The 21,167-nt window shown below is 48.8% G+C and carries 14 protein-coding genes; all 14 read left to right on the top strand.

Annotation, left to right across the window (positions count from 1 at the left end; genetic code table 11):
- Nucleotides 1-15: 15 nt before the first annotated feature.
- The 14 genes from Q7P33_RS04175 to Q7P33_RS04110 all read left to right on the top strand — a co-directional run bounded on the left by Q7P33_RS04175 (nt 16) and on the right by Q7P33_RS04110 (nt 21,150).
- Nucleotides 16-2,286 (top strand): HD domain-containing phosphohydrolase, encoded by a 2,271-nt coding sequence (locus Q7P33_RS04175; RefSeq protein ID WP_303867591.1) that lies wholly within the window; start codon nt 16-18, stop codon nt 2,284-2,286.
- 159 nt (nt 2,287-2,445) lie between these two features.
- On the top strand, nt 2,446-4,917 hold the full coding sequence (locus Q7P33_RS04170; protein WP_303867590.1) for a hypothetical protein: 2,472 nt from the start codon (nt 2,446-2,448) through the stop codon (nt 4,915-4,917).
- Between the two features lie 156 nt (nt 4,918-5,073).
- The gene (locus tag Q7P33_RS04165) at nt 5,074-5,631 is read left to right on the top strand and encodes a TetR/AcrR family transcriptional regulator (RefSeq protein WP_303867589.1); all 558 of its coding nucleotides are present in this window, start codon (nt 5,074-5,076) and stop codon (nt 5,629-5,631) included.
- Nucleotides 5,632-5,737: 106 nt separating this feature from the next.
- Nucleotides 5,738-6,106 carry an HsmA family protein gene (locus Q7P33_RS04160; protein ID WP_303867588.1) on the top strand — a complete coding sequence of 123 codons (369 nt, stop codon included), beginning with the start codon at nt 5,738-5,740 and terminating at the stop codon, nt 6,104-6,106.
- 256 nt (nt 6,107-6,362) lie between these two features.
- Nucleotides 6,363-8,795 carry a transporter substrate-binding domain-containing protein gene (locus tag Q7P33_RS04155; RefSeq protein ID WP_303867587.1) on the top strand — a complete coding sequence of 811 codons (2,433 nt, stop codon included), beginning with the start codon at nt 6,363-6,365 and terminating at the stop codon, nt 8,793-8,795.
- A 71-nt stretch (nt 8,796-8,866) separates the two neighbouring features.
- Nucleotides 8,867-11,050, top strand: a complete 2,184-nt coding sequence (locus Q7P33_RS04150; RefSeq protein WP_303867585.1) for an HD domain-containing phosphohydrolase — start codon at nt 8,867-8,869, stop codon at nt 11,048-11,050.
- Nucleotides 11,051-11,380: 330 nt separating this feature from the next.
- Entirely contained in the window at nt 11,381-14,305 is a 2,925-nt protein-coding gene (locus Q7P33_RS04145; protein ID WP_303867583.1) for a chemotaxis protein CheW, read from the top strand.
- A gap of 12 nt (nt 14,306-14,317) precedes the next feature.
- Entirely contained in the window at nt 14,318-14,755 is a 438-nt protein-coding gene (locus tag Q7P33_RS04140) for a chemotaxis protein CheW (RefSeq protein ID WP_303867581.1), read from the top strand.
- Nucleotides 14,748-17,126 (top strand): methyl-accepting chemotaxis protein, encoded by a 2,379-nt coding sequence (locus Q7P33_RS04135; protein WP_303867580.1) that lies wholly within the window; start codon nt 14,748-14,750, stop codon nt 17,124-17,126. Before Q7P33_RS04140 ends, Q7P33_RS04135 begins: the two co-directional genes overlap by 8 nt.
- Before the next feature lie 12 nt (nt 17,127-17,138).
- On the top strand, nt 17,139-17,750 hold the full coding sequence (locus tag Q7P33_RS04130; protein WP_303867579.1) for a CheB methylesterase domain-containing protein: 612 nt from the start codon (nt 17,139-17,141) through the stop codon (nt 17,748-17,750).
- 1 nt (nt 17,751) lies between these two features.
- Nucleotides 17,752-18,606, top strand: a complete 855-nt coding sequence (locus tag Q7P33_RS04125) for a protein-glutamate O-methyltransferase CheR (RefSeq protein WP_303867577.1) — start codon at nt 17,752-17,754, stop codon at nt 18,604-18,606.
- A complete protein-coding gene (locus tag Q7P33_RS04120) occupies nt 18,603-18,977 on the top strand; it encodes a response regulator (RefSeq protein ID WP_303867576.1) in 375 nt (124 codons plus the stop codon). The genes Q7P33_RS04125 and Q7P33_RS04120 overlap by 4 nt, the downstream gene beginning before the upstream one ends.
- The gene (locus Q7P33_RS04115; RefSeq protein WP_303867575.1) at nt 18,977-19,462 is read left to right on the top strand and encodes a chemotaxis protein CheX; all 486 of its coding nucleotides are present in this window, start codon (nt 18,977-18,979) and stop codon (nt 19,460-19,462) included. Before Q7P33_RS04120 ends, Q7P33_RS04115 begins: the two co-directional genes overlap by 1 nt.
- 14 nt (nt 19,463-19,476) lie before the next feature.
- On the top strand, nt 19,477-21,150 hold the full coding sequence (locus Q7P33_RS04110) for a response regulator (RefSeq protein ID WP_303867574.1): 1,674 nt from the start codon (nt 19,477-19,479) through the stop codon (nt 21,148-21,150).
- The last annotated feature ends 17 nt before the right edge of the window (nt 21,151-21,167 follow it).

Raw genomic sequence — 21,167 nt, 5'->3', positions numbered from 1 at the left:
GAAAGAGGGAAAACGATGAAACAGAATGATGATAACTTTTTGTTAAAACGGATTGCCAAAAAGAAAAGCACCGAAAGCCCGGCCACGGTGATTGCCCCTAAAGTCAAAAAAGGCTGGCGCCGACGGCTGGGCGAAGCGGACTATCTGGAGATGATGGTGGAGTATAACTCCGAGGCGATGGCGCTGCTTTATAAAACGACCACTGGCTGGGTCTATTGTTATAACAACTGGGAACACGAAAAATTAACCGGGTACAGCCAGAAAGCGATTCGCAATCAGAGTTTAAAAACGGTGCTTGGCGAAGCCTATTTTAAAGTCTACGAAAAAAACGCTGACTGGTGCCAGGAAAGTGGGGAAACCGTTCTTTTTAAAGGGACGGCCAGTTGGAATGGCGAAGTCAAAGAGCGGCTGTGCCGCATGACCCCGGTTACCGTTGCTAACCAGGACTATATTGTGGTGATTGAGCTAAATACCAAAGCGTTAAAGGACTGGATGGCTAAAAACCATCTGGCCACAACGCGCTTCGATGCGATGTTTCAGACCCATACCGCCACCATGCTGCTGATCGAACCGTCATCCGGGCGCATTGTCGAGGCCAACCCGGCGGCGCTGGCTTTTTACGGCTACACCCTGGAAGAGCTCACAGCAATGACCATTGACGAGATCAACACCCTGTCTTCGGCGGCGGTTGAGCAGCTGCGGCAGCAGGCGCTGTCGAGGCAGCAACGGTACTTTTTATTTCCGCACCGGCTTAAAAACGGCGAAATCCGGATGGTCGATGTTCATTCCAGTCCGCTGGAGCTTGACGGTCAGCCGTATCTTTTTTCGATCATCACCGATGCCACCGAACGGGAACAGAATGCTGCCGCCCTCTATCAGGAAAAGGAACTTCAAAAAACCACCATGGATGCCATCCATGACGGGGTGATCACCACCGATGCCGAAGGTAACATAAGCTACCTCAATCCGGCGGCTGAGCTGGCCAGCGGCTGGCAGGCTGGCGAGGTGTTGGGTAAATCCTTTGAGGCGATTTTTCCGATGGGTCATGAATATACAAGAGAACCGCTGATCGGGCTTGTGGCCGGGGTGCTGGCTGGTGGCCAGAGCGTAGAAATCACCGAGCCCACGGTGCTGTTTAAAAAGGATGGCGTGATGATTCCCATCGAAACCAGCCTTGCCCCAATCCGCACCAAAAACGGCACCATCGGTGGGGTAGTGATGGTCTTTCGGGATATTACCCTGTCCCGGGAAAAGAAACGCCGCATCGAATACTTAAGCTATCACGATGAGCTTACCGGCCTTTATAATCGCCGCTTTTATGAGCAGTATTTCAGTCAGAAGGAGATCCGGCTAATCCATCCGATGGCCTTTATTATGGGCGATGTCAACGGTTTGAAGATGACCAACGACGTGTTTGGACACACCATCGGCGATCTACTCCTTAAAGATATTGCCGTCACCCTTAAGCATGCAGCCGGTGCCCGCCATCAGGTGATTCGCTGGGGTGGCGATGAGTTCATGATTGTGATGCCCGGCTCGGACTTAAAGGATGCCGAACGGCTGGTCAGACAGATTAAGGAGCAGCTCCAGGACATTCGTATAAATGGCACCATCGAAGCCAGTGTCTCCTTTGGAGTGGCGCTCAAACAGAGCCGGGATGATGAGCCCGGGGCAGTTCTTAAAAAAGCCGAAGAAATGATGTATCAGATCAAGCTGCTCGAAAGCAAAAGCATGCGGGGCACCACCATCAACGCCCTGCTGGCGGCCCTCGACGAAAAAAGAGCCGAAACCAAGGCCCATACCTTGCGCTTGTCCGACCACGTCTTGAAGCTGGCCGAGCAGCTTAGCCTGAATGTCGAAGCCAAAAACCGCCTGATCCTTTTGACGATGCTCCATGATATCGGCAAAGTGGGGATTCCCGATTATATTCTTGGCAAGCCCGGGCACCTCACCGAGGAAGAATGGCAGATCATGCAAACCCACTCAGAAATCGGCTATCGGATTGCCAGCAATGTGCCGGAACTTCATGTGGTCACCGAAGAAATCCTCCATCATCATGAAAAATGGGACGGCAGCGGTTATCCCTCGGGGCTCAGTGGCGAGAAGATCCCCCTCAACAGCCGGATTCTGGCTATCGTAGATGCCTATGATGTGATGACCCATGATCAGGTGTACCAGCCGGCCCGTTCCCATGAAGACGCCATCCGGGAATTACAGATACAGTCCGGCAGCCAGTTTGACCCCCGCCTGGTCGACCGTTTCATTGACCAGGTGTCCCACTGGTGATGCTTACGACAGCCAAGCCGTAGCCTTGTAAAGAGTTAAAGCCCTTACAGACAATCAGTAATAATGAATAAAAAAGAATGAAAAATGTGAAAACGATGCTTTTATTTGAGGTTGGATCGGGTATAACCAGATTAAAATAAATCGAAAAAGGAGTATTTTATGAAACAGTTGAAATGTCTACTTTTTATCGTATTGCTGGCGGCCGTAGTCGGAGTCAGTCCGGTGCTGGCCCAGGAAGCCACCGAAAACTGGCAAAAAAGTGACGGGGTCTGGAGTGTGCCGTCTGACTGGCCGGACAGTCAGCCCAGTCGGGACACCAGCCAGCCCAGTAACCTGGTTTCCAGTGCTGGTGGGCCGGTCATTGTCCAGCAGCCCCAGGACGTCAGCTTCAACATTCCCCACCCGGCCAGTATGTCCATTACGGTGGAGAACCCGGAAGCCTGCGATTTTCAGTGGCAATGGCGTCTGCATCAAGAAGGGAAAGAAGATGAATGGTTTGATTTTGAGGGATATGGCTCCCAACGGGCGACCCTGGAATACAAAATAACCGGTTTTCTGCTCTCTAACGAGACCGTCCGCTGTATTGTGACCAGTAAAAGCGATGCGTCAAAGGTGACCGTCTCGGATGCGGCCACTTTTATCCAGGACGGCGAGCCATCGGATTATTATGCCACCCTCGGCGACCAGTTTGTGGAAATGGGACAAACCATTGATCTGACCGGCGGTGGTCAGGCCCGGCTCAGCAGCGATGGCAAAACCCTGACCCTGGAAAACGCCACGGTCAGCTACAGTAGTGATTTCAACAGTGATTATCAGGGCCTTGGGGTTGAGTATGTGTCAACTGCCGATGACCAGGACAATGCAGTAACCGTCGAATTAATCGGTGAGAATATCATTTATGCCGACACCGAAAAAAGCTACCGCACCGGGGATGGCATCCGCCCGAGTTTTTCCGGGTTGAAGTTTTTACAAAGAAATTCCCTAAACGCCGATCTGATGACCTTCAAAATTGGCGGCAGTGGCCAGTTGCGGCTGGACAGCCCGACCCAGAAGGCGGGCGATATCTTCGACTATTATGGTATTTATGCCCCCGCTTTTGTACGTTTGACAGATCAGGCCCAGGTGACTATCAGCAATAAATTTGTGGGCATTCGCTGCGCCGAGCTGGTCATGGATGAAAAGACGACCTTAACGGTTGCAGCCGAATACAGTGGCCTGGAGATCAATAAATTAAATAATGCGCCCGGCAATCTGACCCTGAAGCCGGAGACCGTGCTGGATGCCAAGGCCAAGATGGGTCCGGTGGTGTCCGTGTCCGGCGATGGCCAGGTGAATGCTGAGGCAGCGACGATTAAGCTGGAGGGCAAAATGAGTGCCACGGATCTGCCTGTCAATGAGGATCCAATTATTGTGGTCGGTTTGATGACAAGCCGCTCGCAGACAGCAGATCCGGGCGCCGGTGATGTGAATCTTAAAAACTGTCAGCTGGAGACCAGCCTCAGTACCAATCATCAACAGATTCAGTTTCAGCAGGGCATCCGCGTATCCGGTGATTTGGTGGTTGATGGCGGGTCGGTGACGATTGGTTCGGAAATTCTTGATAAATCGGCCAATAGCCGGGGCGTGATTGGTCTCCAGGGCGACAATGTCAGCTTTAAAAATGGGGCGGTCATTGAATCAAACGTTGCTGGTTCCAATCTGGTCATGAGCGCAATTGCTGGTGACCAAATGAGTATCGACGATGCCGTCGTTAATACGGTAATCGATAACAGCGCCGGACGCTTTGATGCCAGCGATACTGAAGTGGTTGGCCTCGGTGCTCAGCATATGAATATTAATCTGACTGGGGCAGGCGGTCGTGTCAATGCCCAGATTCTCGGCTATGACAATGGCCTGCCCCTGGCCAATTATCTGACTTCCAGCGACACCCGCCAGGACTATGATCCGGCCTATCAGGCCGTGGCCCTGACTTTAGCCGGAAAGGCTCAGTTTATTTTGCCGGCAGGTAGTCAGGCCACCCTCAATCAGGCCAGCCTTGAAGCGCATCAGGTTTTGGGCAAGCCCCAAAATAAATATTCCGTGTACGAGGCGACCTACAATAAAAATGATACCAGTAAAGCGGTTCAGCAGATAACCATTGCCGACAGCACCCCCGTCGGTACTGTCAGTTACAGCACCCAGATCCAGGACATCGGCTGGCAGCAGGCGGTGACCAATGGGGCCATCAGCGGAACCACTGGCCAAGCCCTGCGACTGGAAGCGATTAAAATAAACCTTGATGGTTTCCCGGAAACCGGCAGCATTGAGTATCGCAGTCACATTCAAAATAAGGGCTGGGAACCGGGCTTTAAAAGTGCCGGAGAAATTAGTGGTACGGTTGGAGAAGGGCTCCGTCTGGAGGCGATCGAGATCCGCTTAACCGGGGCCATGGCAGAAAAATATGATGTGTATTATCAGGTCCATGCCAAGAATTTTGGCTGGTTAAACTGGGCGAAAAACGGCGACCCGGCCGGAACTGAAGGCCAGTCCCTGCGACTGGAAGCAATCCGGATTCAGGTTGTTCCCAAAGGCACCGTGGTCAGCAGTGAAGGCACCAATCCATTGGCCTATGTTACCCTGGCTGATCTCTAAACCTTGTAATAACCCAAAACGTGATTGATCACAGTTAAAAAATAGCGGTCAGGCTGGCCGCTATTTTTATTTCTGGTACGAACGACTTGCTTGACAATCCCGGTAAGATATTTTAGAATGAACGTAGTTCATTTTATAACGGAAGGAGGGAGGATCGTGGCAAGGGTCATTGAAAATCCCAAACAGCTTATCTTAAGTCACGCCAAGGAGATCTTATATCAACAGGGGTACCAAAAGTTAAGCATGCGGGCTTTGTCAAAAGCCTGCGGCATCGCTCTCGGTACCATCTATAATTACTATCCGACCAAAAAAGACCTGGTGTTTGAAATGATGACCGACTATTGGCAGCACTTCCTTGATGCCGTTACTGCAATCATTGCAACAGATGCTGATATTTATCAGAAGCTGAATCAGGTTTTTAATGAATTGGAAATCTTTATCAGCAACTTCCAGCAATATTGGCTGACTCCGGCGCTCTACGGGGATCAGGCGTATCGCAAGGGAGGAATACAACCGGATCATCGTTTAATCGACCAATTGATTGACCTGATTGCCGGAGAGTTGACCCGCGCAGCGGCGGACAATACCATCCGAATCAGATTGGGTGCACAGGAAACAGCAGAATTCATCGTCCTAAATTGCATCACCATGGTTCAGATGCCGTCATTTCGGTATCAATCGTTTGAGTTGTTTCTTGCACAGCTACTGGAATAAATCATATCACGTTGATGTGATTTTATTTTTAATATCAAATGAACGTTGTTCAGATAGTAGCTCGATTTAGTTTAGCACAATCTAAAAATAGTCAGGAGGAATATTAATGCTAGTTTATGCAAGTACCGCCATTACGATGGCGTTGGTTTTCTATTCGATCGGGGTCTGGAGTGAGAAGCTTCAGGGCCAACTAAAAGTGTGGCATCTGATCGTGTTTTATCTTGGTCTGGTCTGTGATACCATCGGTACCATGCTGATGGGTGAGCTGGCAGGCGGTGTCACATTGCTTAGCTTCCATGGACTCACCGGCCTGTTAGCGATTCTATTGATGCTTTTTCACGCCATTTGGGCCACGGTGGTGCTGGTCAGAAATGATCACAAAGCCCGGGCCAGTTTTCACAAATTCAGTTTGATTGTCTGGCTGATCTGGCTGATCCCCTTTGTTTCCGGAGCGATCTTTGGGGTCGCCTTTTAACGGCGCAGTTTCTGTTAAAAGCCCCCCGGATCAAAACCATCGCCGGGATTCCCACCATCGCAACTAGTCGGGAACTGCCAGCCGGTTTGATCCCCGGCTGGTGAAGCACTCGCTGAGCAGGTGGGTGCCCTGGGAAATACGCTTAAATAGCCCTGATCGGATCAACAGGGTTGACGGTGTGAAACGCTTGACTTTTGGAGTCGCGCTTTATACAATGTAGATACATTAAGCGCTAACGAAGGGATGGTGGCAGACAATGAAAACAAATAAAAAAGTCTTCATGATGATCCTCTTCGTCCTGCTCTGCCTGCCAATCGTGACGGTTTTTTCTCAGGGTAAATCAGTATCCGAAAAACCGGTGCTGATCATCGGCGATGACATCAACTATCCGCCCTACAGCTTTCGTGATGCCAATGGAAATGCGACTGGTTTTAACATCGATTTGGCCAGAGCGGTGGCAGCGGCGATGGGCTATGATGTCGAATTCCGGCTGGATGAATGGGACAAAACCCGGGCCGCGCTGGAAGCCGGTGAGATTGATGCCATTGCCGGGATGTTTTATTCCGATGAGCGAAAGGAAACCTATGCCTTCACTGCCAAACACAGTGTCACAAATGGGGATATCTTCACCCGCAAAGATATCGTAATCGAAACGGTTGATGCCTTGCGAGATCAGACCGTCGTGGTTCAGCGGGGAGATATCGTTGCAGAGTATCTGTCCCAACTGGATTTAAACATTAACCTGGTTGAGGTTGCCACCGTCAATGAAGCGCTGAGATTGGTTGCCGAGGGCTACTATGACTATGCTGGTGTTTTGAAGTTGCCAGGCCTCTACAACATCAAACAAATGGATCTTAAAAATCTTCGGGCCCAAAATCTGGTTTTGACCCCCAACGATTATTGTATGGCGGTTGCCAAAGACAACGAAACGCTGCTGATCACCTTAAACAGTGGCTTACAGATCATCAAAGCCACCGGCGAATACGATCAGATTTATGAGCGCTGGCTTGGCGTATACGAAAAACAAACGGTTTTCACCCTGATTGAAGAATATCGCTGGCCAATCACAATTGTTTTGGCAATCATCCTGATATTGGGAGCAATGAATCTGCTGCTCAATCGGATGGTTACGATCCGAACCAGGTCACTTAACGAAATGAATGCCCGACTGCAGGCCAATCAGGAACAGCTTGAAGCGGCTAATCTTCAGTTGGAAGACAAGATGAGCGAATTAATTTCCATGGAGTCCTCGATTCGCGAGCAATACGATTTACTCCAGGCCAGTCAGGCCCAATTGCAACGCAGTGAAGAAAAGAATCGCTCAATCGTTCAGGCCTTGCCGGATATCGTCTTTACCATCAATGACGACGGTCGCTATCTCGAGTGTCAGGCCAGTGATGAAAAGCTTCAGGCCGACTTAGTATCGCGATATCTGGGTAAATCCCTCAAAGAGGTGTTTCCGCAGGATATTGCGGCCGAAGCGCTCGCAAAAATCAGCACGGCAATTGCCACAAAACAGCTGCAGACCTTTGAATATGAACGGTTTATCGATGGCCAAAGGGAGATATTTGAAATGCGGCTGGTCAGAAATAATCAGCATGAAGTGATCGGCATCACCCGCAATATTACTGCGGCGAAATTATCTCTGGAGCGAATCGAGTATTTAAGCTACCACGATCAACTGACCGGACTCCATAACCGCCATTATTTTGAAGTTGAGTTACGACGCCTGGATCATCCCTGGAATTTGCCGCTTTGCCTGATGATGGCCGATGTCAATGGACTTAAACTGGTTAACGACACCTTTGGGCATGCCTTCGGCGATCAATTGCTAAACCGGGTGGCAAAAGTCTTACAAAAAGCCTGTGGTCTGCAGGGCATAATCGCCAGAATCGGCGGTGATGAATTTATCATTCTGGTGCCCAATTGTACTGTCAACGAGACGCTGCTTCTCGTTGAGCGGATTCAAAAACTGAGTGCCCGCGAAAAGATCGGTTCGATCCAGCTTTCAATCTCATTGGGATGGGGCATCAAATCGACCATCGATCAAGATGTTCAGGAGGTATTAAAGCTTGCCGAAACAAAAATGTATAAGCAGAAACTCTTTGAAGGCCCGAGCATTCGGGGTAACACCATTCAGGCCATTATCTCAACTTTAAACGAAAAAAATAAACGGGAAGAGCAGCATTCCGATCGGGTCTCAACGCTTTGCCGTCAATTTGCCCAGGCCTTACATTTCTCGGAACAGGAGACGAAGGAAATTGAATCTGTTGGCTTGCTCCATGATATCGGAAAAATTGCCATCGACGAAGCGATTCTCAATAAACCCGGGAAGCTGACTGACGCTGAGTACGAAGAGATGAAGCGACATCCGGAGATTGGCTACCGTATTTTAAATACCGTCAATGACATGGCAGAAATAGCTGATGTGGTCCTTAATCACCATGAACGCTGGGATGGAAAAGGGTACCCCCGCGGTTTAATAGGCGACCGCATTCCGCTTCAGTCGCGTATGATCGCCATTGCCGATGCCTATGACGCCATCACCAGTGATCGCAGTTACCGCAATAAACGGACCGATCAACAGGCCTGCGATGAACTGCGAAAAAATGCCGGCAGTCAATTTGACCCCTGGCTCGTTGAGGTCTTTATCGAGGTCGTCTGTCCGGCTGCGTCAGGCAGGGAGTAATTTTTTTAATAAATAGCGGAACTACCGACGATTTGGCGATTGGCTAAACATCAGAAGGGAACGGAATCATCGTGAAAACTAAAAATCAGAGAGAACTGGGTAACGATAATCAGCAGTTTACCGTTAACATAAACCAAAAACAAAAAATTTGGGGAGTCGCACTGCTCACGCTCTGTGTGATCGGTCTGAGTGGTTTGTTTTTGTGGTTTCAATGGCACCGCTACCAGGAAATGGCGAAAAATGAAGCCATCCAACTCGCCGAATCGGTGGAAGCTTTGTTGCACACCGAACATATTGCCAAACTGACTGGAGCGACCACTGATCTTTCGCTTCCCGAATACATCATGACCAAGGCCAGCTTTGTCCGTTTGGTGGCAGCCACCAATCCGTTTCATTTTGCCTACCTGATGCAGGAAAAGGATGGCCAGATTATCTTTCTTCTCGATTCGGAAGAACCCGACTCGCCAGATTACTCGCCTCCAGGGCAGGTCTATGATGAAGCGGATGCGGTTTTGTGGGAGGTCTTTACTGGCGGTAAAACCGTTCTTACCGAGCCGACCGGTGATCGATGGGGCAACTGGATCAGTGCCCTGGTGCCGGTAAAAGATCCTGTCACCGGCGAAACCATAGCCGTTTTCGGGCTTGATTATTCGGCCGAGGAGTGGAATACCGCCCTCTTAAAAAAAATGATCCCCGATCTGATTATTGTTTTATTTATGATCATACTATTGTCAGCGATTCTGTATATTTCGTTTCAGAATCGCAGCATCAAAAAACTGGTCACTAAAATCGCATTGGATGAAGCCCTCTACCGGAGTGTCTTTGATCAGACCCCGGTTGGTATTGCAATCATGAGCGATAAAAGCTTTTCATCACAATCGGAACTGGGGCGCGTAAATATTAATCCAATGTTTGAAACAATTCTGGCCCGAAGCAGCCAGGATCTCGAGCAACTGACATGGATCGAAATTACCCATCCGGAGGATCTTAAGGAAGATCTGGAAAAATTTGATTTGTTCACGAAGCGCGTCATTCCCGGATATTCCATGGAAAAACGGTTCATCCGGCCGGACGGAACAAGTGTCTGGACCAATATGAAGGTGGCTCCGCTGCTGGGGCTACCCTATCAACACACGATGCATCTCTGCTTGATCGATGACATCACAAAAAGCAAAGCCGATTTGCTGGAAAAAGAAGAAATCGCCAGAGAAAATGCTTTTTTGGCCTACCACGATTATCTGACTGGCAGCTATAACCGCCGTTTTTTTGAAAAGGAATTTAACCGCAGAGTCCTCCGTGGCGATTTTCCGGTCGCAATTCTGAGGGGAAACATCGATGGTTTTAATGAATTCAACAGCACCTATGGGCATCTGGCCGGTGATCAGCTCTTAGTTACGATCACCGAACGAATTACGGCCTGCCTCAGCGACAGCGATATTCTCGCCCGGATGTGCGGCGATGATTTTGCCATTCTCGTCTCCGGCCGGGATGAAGCTGATATCAGACAATATCTGGAGACGCTCAATCATCATGTGGTCGCTGATTTTATCAACCACGAAAAGTATCAAATGGTTGATATTTCCTGGGGGTATAGCATCCAAAAAAAACCGCAGGACCCGTTAGATAAGATTTTTGATGAAGCCGAAACCTTTATGAATAACCGTAAGTTCTACAATCAGAAAAGCATCCGCAGTAAAACAATTAATGTCATTATGCAGACGCTGTTTATTAAGAGTGAACGGGAGAAAAAACATTCCGAGCGGGTTGGAAAGCTGTGTGAAAAAACTGCTGAAAAACTCGGATTGAATAAGTCTCAGATTGATAAGGTTCGCGTCGCTGGATACCTGCATGATATCGGAAAGATAGGTGTCGATGAAGCCATCCTCAATAAACCCGGTAAGCTCAATGCCCAGGAGTGGGAAATAATGAAACATCATCCATCTAAAAGTGCAGAAATACTGGCAACAACCCGGGAATATCGCGATATCGCCGAGATTGTCAGTTCCCATCACGAACGTTATGATGGCAGCGGTTACCCGAACGGCTTGACTGGCCCAGAAATCCCCTTGATGGCTCGGATTATTGCGATCTGCGATGCCTATGATGCGATGACTGAAAAACGGACCTATCACGATCCCTTACGAAAAAAAGAAGCGATCGTCGAGCTTAAACAATGTGCCGGCACCCATTTTGACCCGGAAATCGTCGCTGTTTTTGTCAATAGGGTGATTGGCGAAAAAACATCAGCTCAATAATAAAGGTTTCTTTAGAATATCAGGATGATGATGTGTGATCTGGTTGATCCCCTTTGTTTCCGGAGCGATCTTTGGAGTGGCCTTCTGATTGTTTTTGGCGAAAAGGTGTAAAAAATTGAGTTGTGCGTTGTCGTACGCCGGATAGTTTGTTATAATGATCAAAGTGGTTGACCCCACGGAACGCTGATCTTTGGAAGCAGGTTCCCTGGGGTTTTTCCGTGCGCGATAAAATGAGTGGTATAAAAAAACCACGATGTATAACCGACGTCAGATAACCGCAGGCCTTAAGAAACACGAACAGGCGAATACGAGCGAAAAGGAGGGATAGCGTTGCTTAAAAACGAAGATTTTATTCAGGAATTTGTTGACGAAGCCCGGGATCATCTCGAGAATTTTGAACAGGCATTGCTGACGGATCCGGCCGAACTCTGTGCCGACCAGATCAACGATGCATTTCGGGCGGTACATAGCATCAAAGGCACCGCTGGCTTTTTTGGTTTAACCCGGATTGTCGCCATCGCCCATTCGATGGAAACCATTCTGGATTTCGTTAATCGAAAAAAGATTCCTTTTGGCGACGTTGAGATTGACCTGCTGCTGGAAGCCAAGGACCGATTAAAGGTTCTGGTAAATGATGTCAAACAGAGCGAAACCTATCCCATCGACGATCTTCTGGAAAAACTGACCGTCGCCGAGGCGGATATTTCAAAGCAGGCTGCAATTGAGCCGGTTGCTGTATCAGAACAGGCGTTTCCGGATAACACAAAGTATGACGACTGGTTTGATTTTGATTGGCAGACACAGGAAAAAATTGCCGCTTACCGAAAATTCGGCCATTATATTTATGCCATCAATCTGCCCCTGACCGAGCAGTATCTTAAGAACAGCGGCGGGCTGGCGGCGTTTATTGATAATTTCACGGCGGTTGCCAACGTTATTTTGATCACCAGCCCGGAAGGTGAGCCAATTGGCTGGGATGACCTCGCAGCAGATTCGGCTGATGATCAGCTTGTCCGGATTCTTTCTTCAAGTATTCTCGAAGAAAGCCTGCTACTCAAGGTGCTGGGTCTGTCCTCCAGCTGTATCACCGTCCTGACCGAGAATCCCGACACGCCGGTGGTCGAGCCGCTGCGCTTTTTGGGTAGCGAGCCCGATCTTGGCGCGTCACAGCGTTCCGACCGGTGCCCGCCGGAAAGCAGCGAAATATCAGAGAGCCTTCGGGTTAATATCCGGCTGTTGGATGATCTGATGAATCTGGCCAGCGAGCTGGTATTGGGACGTAACCGGCTGCTGACTCTTCTGGAACCCGAAAAGAAACGGATTTCAGAGCTCCCTCAGGTGCTACAGAATATTGATCGGCTCACCAGCAGCATTCAGGAAAAAATCATGCAAACCCGAATGCAGCCGATCGGAAGCCTGTTTAACCGTTACCCGCGCCTGATAAGAGATCTGTCCAAAAAGCTCAACAAGAAGTTGTCGCTGCAGATTGAAGGCGGCGATGTCGAACTTGATAAGTCGATTCTTGAAGGGTTAAGCGATCCGCTGGTGCATCTGCTGCGCAATGCTGCGGATCATGGCATCGAAAATGCGGCGATCCGCAAACAGAACGGCAAAAGTGAAATTGCCACCATCAGCCTTACGGCCAGCTATGAAGGCAGTGTGGTGAATATTTTAATTTGTGACGACGGCGCCGGGATCGATTTGGCCAAAATCGCCCGTACCGCCCGGAAAAAAAAGCTCTACACCGAAACAGAGCTCGACCAGATGTCCGAAAAAGAGGTGTTAAACATCCTCTTCGATCCGGGTTTTTCAACATCAGACCACTTAAGTGAAGTATCTGGCCGTGGCATCGGCATGGATGTGGTTCGAACCAATCTTGAAAAAATGGGTGGCAGTGTTGAAATAAAAACCCAACTTGGCCAGGGCACCCGCATCAAACTGATGATGCCACTGACGGTCTCGATTATTCAGTCGTTGGTGGTGGCATCCAGTAAAATAAAAATGGTCATTCCCCAGGCTGATGTCCAGGAGACCATCAAGATCAACAAAGAATCCCTGGATCAAAAAATCGAAGCGATCAATGGCAACTATTTCTATCGGCTCCGTAGTGAGCTACTGCCAGTTGTCTACCTGAGTGACTTATGGCAGCCGCCTCCGGCAAACCGGATTCTACTCGACTCCAAAATTGTGGTGCTCAAGTTTGGGCAGCAGCGATTCGGGTTACTGGTTGAGGCGCTGCTAGGTATCGAAGAGACGCTGATTAAGCCGCTGCCGGCGGTTCTTAAAGCGTGCGGCATTTATTCCGGTTTGACGATCATGGGCGACGGCAAAGTTGCCCCGATTCTTGACATTGCTGCAATAGCCCGAAAAACGGCCCTGGTAAATGAGAGCGAGATGAAGTCTCAAACCGTCCCCGACTACCCGGGCTTGACTGCGGTAGCCGGGGATGACCGCGAGGATTTTGTGTTGTTTAAAGGATCCGGAAATGAAACGCTGGCGCTCAATATTGCTCTGATCAAACGCATTGACAAAATTAAAAAAGCCGATATTGAAAAAATCGGCGACCGCACCTACATCACCCGGGGTGGGCAGCCACTGCGTGTCATCCGACCGGAGGATTACCTGGCGCTTAACCGCAACCCGAGTGATTGCGACGACTATTATGTGATCACGCCCAAACTGGTGCCCCAGCCGATTGGAATTTTAGCAAAAGAAATCATCGAAAATGTCAACTTTGAGCCGGTCATCGATGCCAGTCAGCTGAAAATGGACGGGATCTTTGGGGCGGCGGTCTATCGCGAAAAAATGATCCTAATCATTAATATTTACGCCCTGTTGGAACGGGTTGAACCGGAAGCCTTTACCTTTATTGCTTCACCCCAGGTAACCGGGTGCAAAATTCTGCTGGTTGAAGATTCGCCGTTTTTTCAAAAGGTTGAGCAGAATTACTTAGAAAGCGGCGGTTACCAGGTAGCGTTGGCAGCTAATGGTCTGGAGGCCCTCGAGATTCTTAAGCATGAGCCGATCGATGTGGTCTTGACCGATATTTCGATGCCGCTGTTAAATGGGTACGAGCTGCTTCAAAGAATCAGGCAGCAGCCAGCCTATGATCGCATCCCGGTGGTGGCCATCAGTGCCCTGACTGGGGCGTTGAATCGGGAGAAGGGCCTGGCCAGCGGGTTTGACCGCTACGAATATAAACTGGATCGGGAAAGTTTGCTTAGAACCCTCGACGAACTCATCAGGAAGGCCTAAAGAGGTGAAAAGATGCTAAAAGTACTGAGCTTTAAATCAGGAGATAATCTTTATGGTATCGAAACGCGATTTGTTAAAGAAATCAACCGCAATCCCGAAATTACCTCGATCCCACTGGCCCCGAAAACGGTAGCCGGGGTGATGAATCTACGAGGGCAGGTCGTCAGTCTGCTGGATTTTGAGGCAATTATGGGAATTCCGGCAGCGGAGGAGAAAAAACACTCGATTGTCCTTAAAAAAGAAGTGGGTAACCCTGATGTCATGGCTTTACTGGTTGAAAAAGCTGCCGATGTCATTGACGTTGATACGATGATCTGTGAAAAACCCACACCAGAGTTGGAAAAACACTACGGCCAAACCATTCAATGCATTGCCAAACTGGCGCAGCAGCTGCTGATTATCGTTGATAAAGAGAAATTAATAAAAGTGAGTGAGGAGTCAAATGTTTAAATTTTTTGATAATGCAAAAATGCGGAGCAAGTTAATCATCTTTTTTATCCTGACCGGGTTGATCCCGATTGCGATTATTGCCGGGCTTTCCTACAACCAGGCCCGTAACAGTCTGACCGAGATGAAACTCGAAGAGATGGCCCTTTATTCCAAAGTCACCCAGACCCGGTTTATCCAGGAATTTTCCGACAAAGCCTTTTATACCAGCAATATTTTGTCAAATCTGGCAATTGTCGAAAACCTCCTGACCCAGTCGCCACCAGGCGGCGCCAAAGGGGAACAATGGGATGCTACTTATGCCCGGGTTGAAGCCGGGCTACCGGCCCAGCAGACCGCCAATCAGATCGAAAGTATCTATGTGACCGATACAGCCGGTAACTGCATCTATGCATCGGGTCAGCTGAAGGCGACCCTGGAAGGAACCAACCTGTCGTCCCGGGATTACTTCAAGGCGGCCATGCAGGGGCAGAGCAGTGTGACCCCGATCCAATATTCGGATATCATCAATAAATATTATGTGACCCTGTCGGCACCTTTTTACAGCTCCCAGAATGGCAGCATTATAGGTACCGTCAATTCGCTTATTTTAATGGACAGCATTGAAGAAATACTCAATGAAGGGATCAGTGATATCGGTGCAACCGGTAATATCTATCTGGTTGACAAGACGGGCTTGCTCAATACAAACCCGAGTATCGGCGGAGAAACCGAAGCAAAGGCCTTTACAACCACCATCGCAACGACGGCGGTGGATCAACTCAACTCGCATTTTGACAGTGACAGCAATGATTTTAGGTACACCGGGATTTATCAGAACTATCGCGGCAAACAAGTATTGGGAACAGCGTCCTTCGTCGAAATTGGCGCAACCAAACTGGGTATGATTATCGAAGACGATGAAGCTGAGGCATTAGCTCCGGTTAAAGATCTGCAGATTATGGTGCTGATTGTGCTTTTCCTTGCCATTGTCGCCAGTGTGGCCATCGTATCGGTTCTATCGCGACGCATTACCAAGCCACTTAAGACCGTCTCAGCATTGATGGGCGAGGCCGGACAGGGAAACCTTGCGGTTCGCGGGGAGTTTGAGAGTAGTGATGAAATTGGCAAACTCTGTCTTGATTTTAATCAACTGGTAGAAAAAATTAGTGGCTCATTAAAAGAGATCGTTCAGGCAACTGAAGTATTAAACGATTCGGCGGATGCGATGGATCGGGTTGCCAGCAGCATTGCCGTCGGCTCTGAAGAAACCAGCGCAAAAATTAATGTAGTCAGTGCAGCAGTTGAAGAAATCTCGGCCAGCATGACACAATTCAATGTTACCCTTCTGACAACGGCAGACAATACCAATCAAATTGCTTCAGCCATCGAAGAAGTCAGCAGCACCACCAGAAATTTGGCGGCGGCCTCGGAAGAAACAGCGTTAAGCGTGAATCAGACTATTTCACTGATGGGCCAGATTTTTCAAAGCATCCGTGAGGTGTCCACATCGGCGGAAAATGTCAACGCCGAAGTCAATACGGTGGTCGATGCTGTCAAAGAAGTGAATCTGTCGGTCAATGAAATTAACAAGAGCTGTGAGCAATCACTTAAAGTAACCCAGGTGGCCGACAACGAGGCCAAAAACACTGAGGAGATCATTCGCACCCTGAATCTGTCGTCCAAAAAAATCAATAAAATCGTTAAAATCATCGATGACATCGCCGACCAGACTAATATGCTCGCCCTGAATGCAGCCATCGAGGCGGCCGGAGCCGGTGAAGCGGGCAAGGGATTTGCCGTGGTTGCCAATGAGGTGAAAGAACTCGCCAAGCAAACATCAGAAGCCACCGACGAAATCGCTGACCAGATCGAGGGTATGCAGGAAAATATGGAGCAGGCGGTTTTGGCCGTGGCGCGCATCAATGCAGTTGTAGATGAAGTGACGACGATCACCACCTTAATTGCCACGGCAATCACTGAACAAAATGCCTCAACCCAGGGGATTTCCGAAGCGGCGATCCGGGCTTCGCAACGCCTGGATACCATTACTCTTGAAATCAGAGAAATTGATAAGAAAGCCGGTGAAGTCAAACGTGGTGCCGAAGAATCCGGACAGGCAGTGAGCGAGATTGCCAAAAGTACCGCAGAGCTGGCACGTGCCGCTGATGATGCGGCAGTGAACACCGAACGGATGTCGGTCAGTATGACCCAGTTAAGCCGTGCCACCGATGAAACCGTCAAGGGCGCAGTCGAAATTTCCCACAGCATCCAGGAGATTAACAAAGCCTCGGATGAAATCAGCGAGGGGGCATCAAAAACCTCGATTGCCGCCAGCCGTCTAGTTGATTTATCACTGAAACTGGGCGAATCCGTTTCGCAGTTTAAATTATAACGTGATGCACCCATGAACAGAAATAAACCCAAAACCGGTTTTTCACCGGAACTCCTGATTTTGGCGGCGTCCACCGGAGGCCCGGTGGCACTCGAGCAGATAATTGGGACACTGCAAAAAGATTTTACAATTCCGATTGTGGTGGTTCAGCACATGCCGAAGCACTTCACTGCGGCTCTGGCCAAGGCCTTAAACCGCAAGAGTGAACTGGAAGTCAAAGAAGCCCGGGATGGAGATTGCTTAAAAGCGGGATACGTCTATATTGCTCCGGGCGGATCTCATCTGAAATTAAACCCGAAGCGCAAAGGGGTTCTGGCACTTTCGGATGAAGCGCAGATTAATGGCGTTCGCCCTGCTGTCGATGTGCTGCTGTGGTCGATAGCCGAGAATCTCTTTATCGAGCGTATCGTAGTGGTCATCTTAACCGGGATGGGCGCCGATGGCCTGGCTGGCTTAACGCACCTGCACCAAAAAAAGCAGGTCTACTGCCTTGTTCAGGATGAAGCAACCAGTACCGTTTACGGGATGCCAAAACGCATTGTCGAAGCGGAACTGGCCGATGAAGTGCTGCCACTGTCAAAAATCGCCGCAAGGCTATCTGTGCTGGCCGGAAAGGAGAAATAAGATGGTTGCTTTGTCAGATCAGGAATATCATCTGTTTCAGCGCTATATCGCCGAAAAATGCGGGATCGCGCTGGATGAGAACAAGGCCTATCTGGTCGAATCACGGTTGGCTAAGCTCTTGATTGATGCAAAGTGTGACAGTTTTTCTGAACTGTTTTTACTGCTGCAAAACCATTCTGATGCCAATATTGAAACCCGGGTGATTGATGCCATTACCACCAATGAAACCTATTGGTTTCGCGATCCGGGCGCATGGCAGATGATTACAAAGGTCTGGCTGCCGCAAAAAATTGCGGCGTTTCAGGCCGGCAGGTGTGAAAAAATCCGGGTCTGGAGTGCTGCGGCATCAACTGGCCAGGAAATCTATTCACTTGTCATCCACATATGTGAGTACTTAAAAAACAACCAGATTACCACAGTGACACTCGATGATTTTGAATTTGTCGCGACGGATATTTCAAGCAGTGTTTTATCCATTGCCCGACGCGGTCACTATGACCCGATAACCATCATGCGTGGCCTAAAAGCGGATCTCCGCGAGGCTTATTTTAAGCGCGAGGGTACCTCCTGGGTGTTGGATGAGGCCTACCGGAAGCGGGTACGCTTTGAGTCGTTCAACCTGCAAAACAGCTTTTTGCTGTTGGGCAGCTTTGATCTGGTTTTCTGCCGCAATGTTCTGATTTATTTTACCGACGCATTGCGCCGTGATGTGTTAAAAAAAACGGTCAAGATACTAAAACCGGAAGGTGTTCTGCTCATCGGCGCCGCCGAGATCTATTATGCGATGGATGATTATTTTGATAAAAATCTCACCAGTGATGGGACTTATTTTACAGTGAAGGAGGCAACCAAATGAAGATGTTGACGATCGACGATTCGGCCGTTGTGCGTAAAATTATTGGGGCAGCGGTGGAAGTGCTGGGTCATGACTGTCTGGAGGCGGAGTCCGCCCAGGATGCACTCAATCTGTTGGATGGGCCGGAAACCATTGAGCTAATCTTTCTGGATTGGAACATGCCGGGGATGAACGGTCTGGAGTTTTTAAAAACGATCAAAAAAAATGATCAGTTCAAACACATTCCGGTGGTGATGGTAACCACCGAAAACATGCCGGAGAGCGTTATCGAGGCGGTTCGGGCAGGAGTGTCCCAATACATCACCAAGCCCTTTTCGATTGAAGAACTGATGAAAAAAATCATTGACAGTTTGGGCGGGGAGGTCAATTAATGAATAAAAAACCGGATTACACGACCTATGAGGGAATACCTGGACAGGTTTTTGTTGCTGCTTTACGAGAAAGCGTGGAACGGATGAGTGGCTTTGTTTTAAACGTAGTGAAAAACGAATCCGACACCGTGCCGGTTCACGAAATTATCGGGGCAATGGTGCTCCAGGGTGATAACGCCTTACTGTTGACCCTGGAAACCAATAAGTGCAGCGCCGCCCCGCTGGTTTCATTTATGACCGGCATTGAAACCGCCGCCCTGGATGATGCATTGTTAAATGACGGGATCACCGAGTTGATCAATATGGTGGGCGGATCGGCCCGGGCCCGTCTGGAAGCCAGCAATTACAAGTTTTACTTATCGGTTCCTTTTACGATAGCTGGTGAAGGGATCAACATTGTTGTAAAAAAGCGAACCGACAGCTTTACGGCCAGACTGGTCTGTGACGGGATTGATCTGATGCTGAGGTTATATAAATTATCATGAGTACGGAGTATCAAATGGACACAGTTGAACAAAGCAAGTTGGCCATATTATCAGAAATTGACGCGTTGCTTATAAAAGCACTAAAAAATTTTGTGGTGTTTAGTATTGAACCAAACACCATCAGGCTACAGATGATGGCAGCCTTTTTCTCGGATGTTAAAGCGCTGGCAATTAAAAATGATTTTCGTGAGTTGGGGTATCTCTGTCTTAAGAGTGAAGAATTCATCAAGCAAAACGAGCGTGAACTTTCTTATGACAGTACCTATCTGATTAAATTGGCAAAAGGATTTGGCGAGATTACCCAGTCCCTGGAAAATCTTCTAACGGTGGCAACTTATCAGGAAAGCGGTGCGGAGAATTTAGTCTGTTGTGTCGCGACTCGTGAGGTGATCAATCTCGCGGCTCAAAACTATCCGATCAGTTGTCTCACCCTGGGACGTGTTCTGGTGTTTGATGATGACATGGTGGTTCTTAATATTATCGAAAGCGTTTTACGGAATCGCGGCTATGATGTCCTGGTTACTAATGATGCCGATCAGGCGCTGGAGATACTACGGGCCCATGACGCCGATATTCTGATTCTGGATATTGTTATGCCAGGTAAAAGCGGCATCGATTTTTATCGGCAATTGAAACAGGAAAAAATTGCCCTGCCAACAATCGTACTGACAGCCTCCACCAATACCGAAGATCATGTGTTGGCACTGAAGGAAGGGATTGATAATTTTTTACGCAAACCCTTTGAAGCGGATGTGCTTGTGGCCAATGTCGAAAAATTGCTCAATAAAGAGCACAAACATAAAAATGCCTTATTAAAAGATGCCTTGACATCGGCCTATACCCGCAGTTTTTTTGCAGAGCGGTTTGCTCAGGAAAAAGCTAAATATCTGCGGGACGGACGGTTTTTTTCTGTGGTTTTTATTGATATTGACCATTTCAAAGAAATCAATGACAGCTATGGGCATCTCTTTGGCGATACGGTGCTTAAAAGTTTTGTGTCGGAATTTAAAAAAGGTTTCCGGCCAACTGATCAAATCTCGCGGTTTGGCGGCGATGAGTTCCTGCTGCTGTTACCGGAAACAAATGCGGTTGAAGCGTTTAAGGTGGTTGAACGCATCCGCCAGAGATTTCAGCGGAAAGCCTTTAATCCACCCGACTGCAAACATCAGCTTTATTTGACTTTCAGCGCCGGTATTACCGAGTTTAACGGTGGCGATAAAACCCTGGAAGCGGTACTTGAAGAGGCCGACCGCCAGTTGTATCGGGCCAAAGAACGGGGCCGGGCGTGTACCAGTTTTATCTACGATGCTCTGGATACCGGCACTGAAAAAAGCCGCATCCTGATTTGTGACGACTCATCAACTGTCAGCCGCTTGATCAAAAGCCGACTCAGTCGCTTAGGGTTGGAGACCCAGGTGGTTTCAACCGGCACCGAGGCTCTGGCTGTTTTTTCAGAGTTTAAACCGCATCTTCTGATATTGGATATTATTCTGCCGGATTTAAATGGCGTGGCCGTTCTTCAGGAAATCCGCCGGATGGAGCTCGAAAAGCAGGTCAAGGTTATTCTCATCAGTGTCAAGAACCTGGGCGAAAATGCTCAACTGCTGAGTGATCTCGGTTATGATGACTTCATTAAAAAACCGATTTCGCTGGAGCGGTTGGAGCACAGTGTCAAGCGTCTCATTTAGCTGAGCCCGGGGAATAT

This window comes from Acetobacterium wieringae, from assembly GCF_026646375.1.
In the GTDB taxonomy this organism is placed as follows: Bacteria; Bacillota; Clostridia; order Eubacteriales; family Eubacteriaceae; genus Acetobacterium; species Acetobacterium wieringae_A.
This window is presented reverse-complemented; position numbering and strand designations above follow the sequence as displayed.

Bases quoted from the DNA above. Each gene is read 5' to 3' on its own strand.
- Q7P33_RS04175 (WP_303867591.1), top strand. From the start codon at position 16: ATGAAACAGAATGATGATAACTTTTTGTTAAAACGGATTGCCAAAAAG.
- Q7P33_RS04170 (WP_303867590.1), top strand. From the start codon at position 2,446: ATGAAACAGTTGAAATGTCTACTTTTTATCGTATTGCTGGCGGCCGTA.
- Q7P33_RS04160 (WP_303867588.1), top strand. From the start codon at position 5,738: ATGCTAGTTTATGCAAGTACCGCCATTACGATGGCGTTGGTTTTCTAT.
- Q7P33_RS04155 (WP_303867587.1), top strand. From the start codon at position 6,363: ATGAAAACAAATAAAAAAGTCTTCATGATGATCCTCTTCGTCCTGCTC.
- Q7P33_RS04140 (WP_303867581.1), top strand. From the start codon at position 14,318: ATGCTAAAAGTACTGAGCTTTAAATCAGGAGATAATCTTTATGGTATC.
- Q7P33_RS04135 (WP_303867580.1), top strand. From the start codon at position 14,748: ATGTTTAAATTTTTTGATAATGCAAAAATGCGGAGCAAGTTAATCATC.
- Q7P33_RS04130 (WP_303867579.1), top strand. From the start codon at position 17,139: ATGAACAGAAATAAACCCAAAACCGGTTTTTCACCGGAACTCCTGATT.
- Q7P33_RS04125 (WP_303867577.1), top strand. From the start codon at position 17,752: ATGGTTGCTTTGTCAGATCAGGAATATCATCTGTTTCAGCGCTATATC.
- Q7P33_RS04120 (WP_303867576.1), top strand. From the start codon at position 18,603: ATGAAGATGTTGACGATCGACGATTCGGCCGTTGTGCGTAAAATTATT.
- Q7P33_RS04115 (WP_303867575.1), top strand. From the start codon at position 18,977: ATGAATAAAAAACCGGATTACACGACCTATGAGGGAATACCTGGACAG.
- Q7P33_RS04110 (WP_303867574.1), top strand. From the start codon at position 19,477: ATGGACACAGTTGAACAAAGCAAGTTGGCCATATTATCAGAAATTGAC.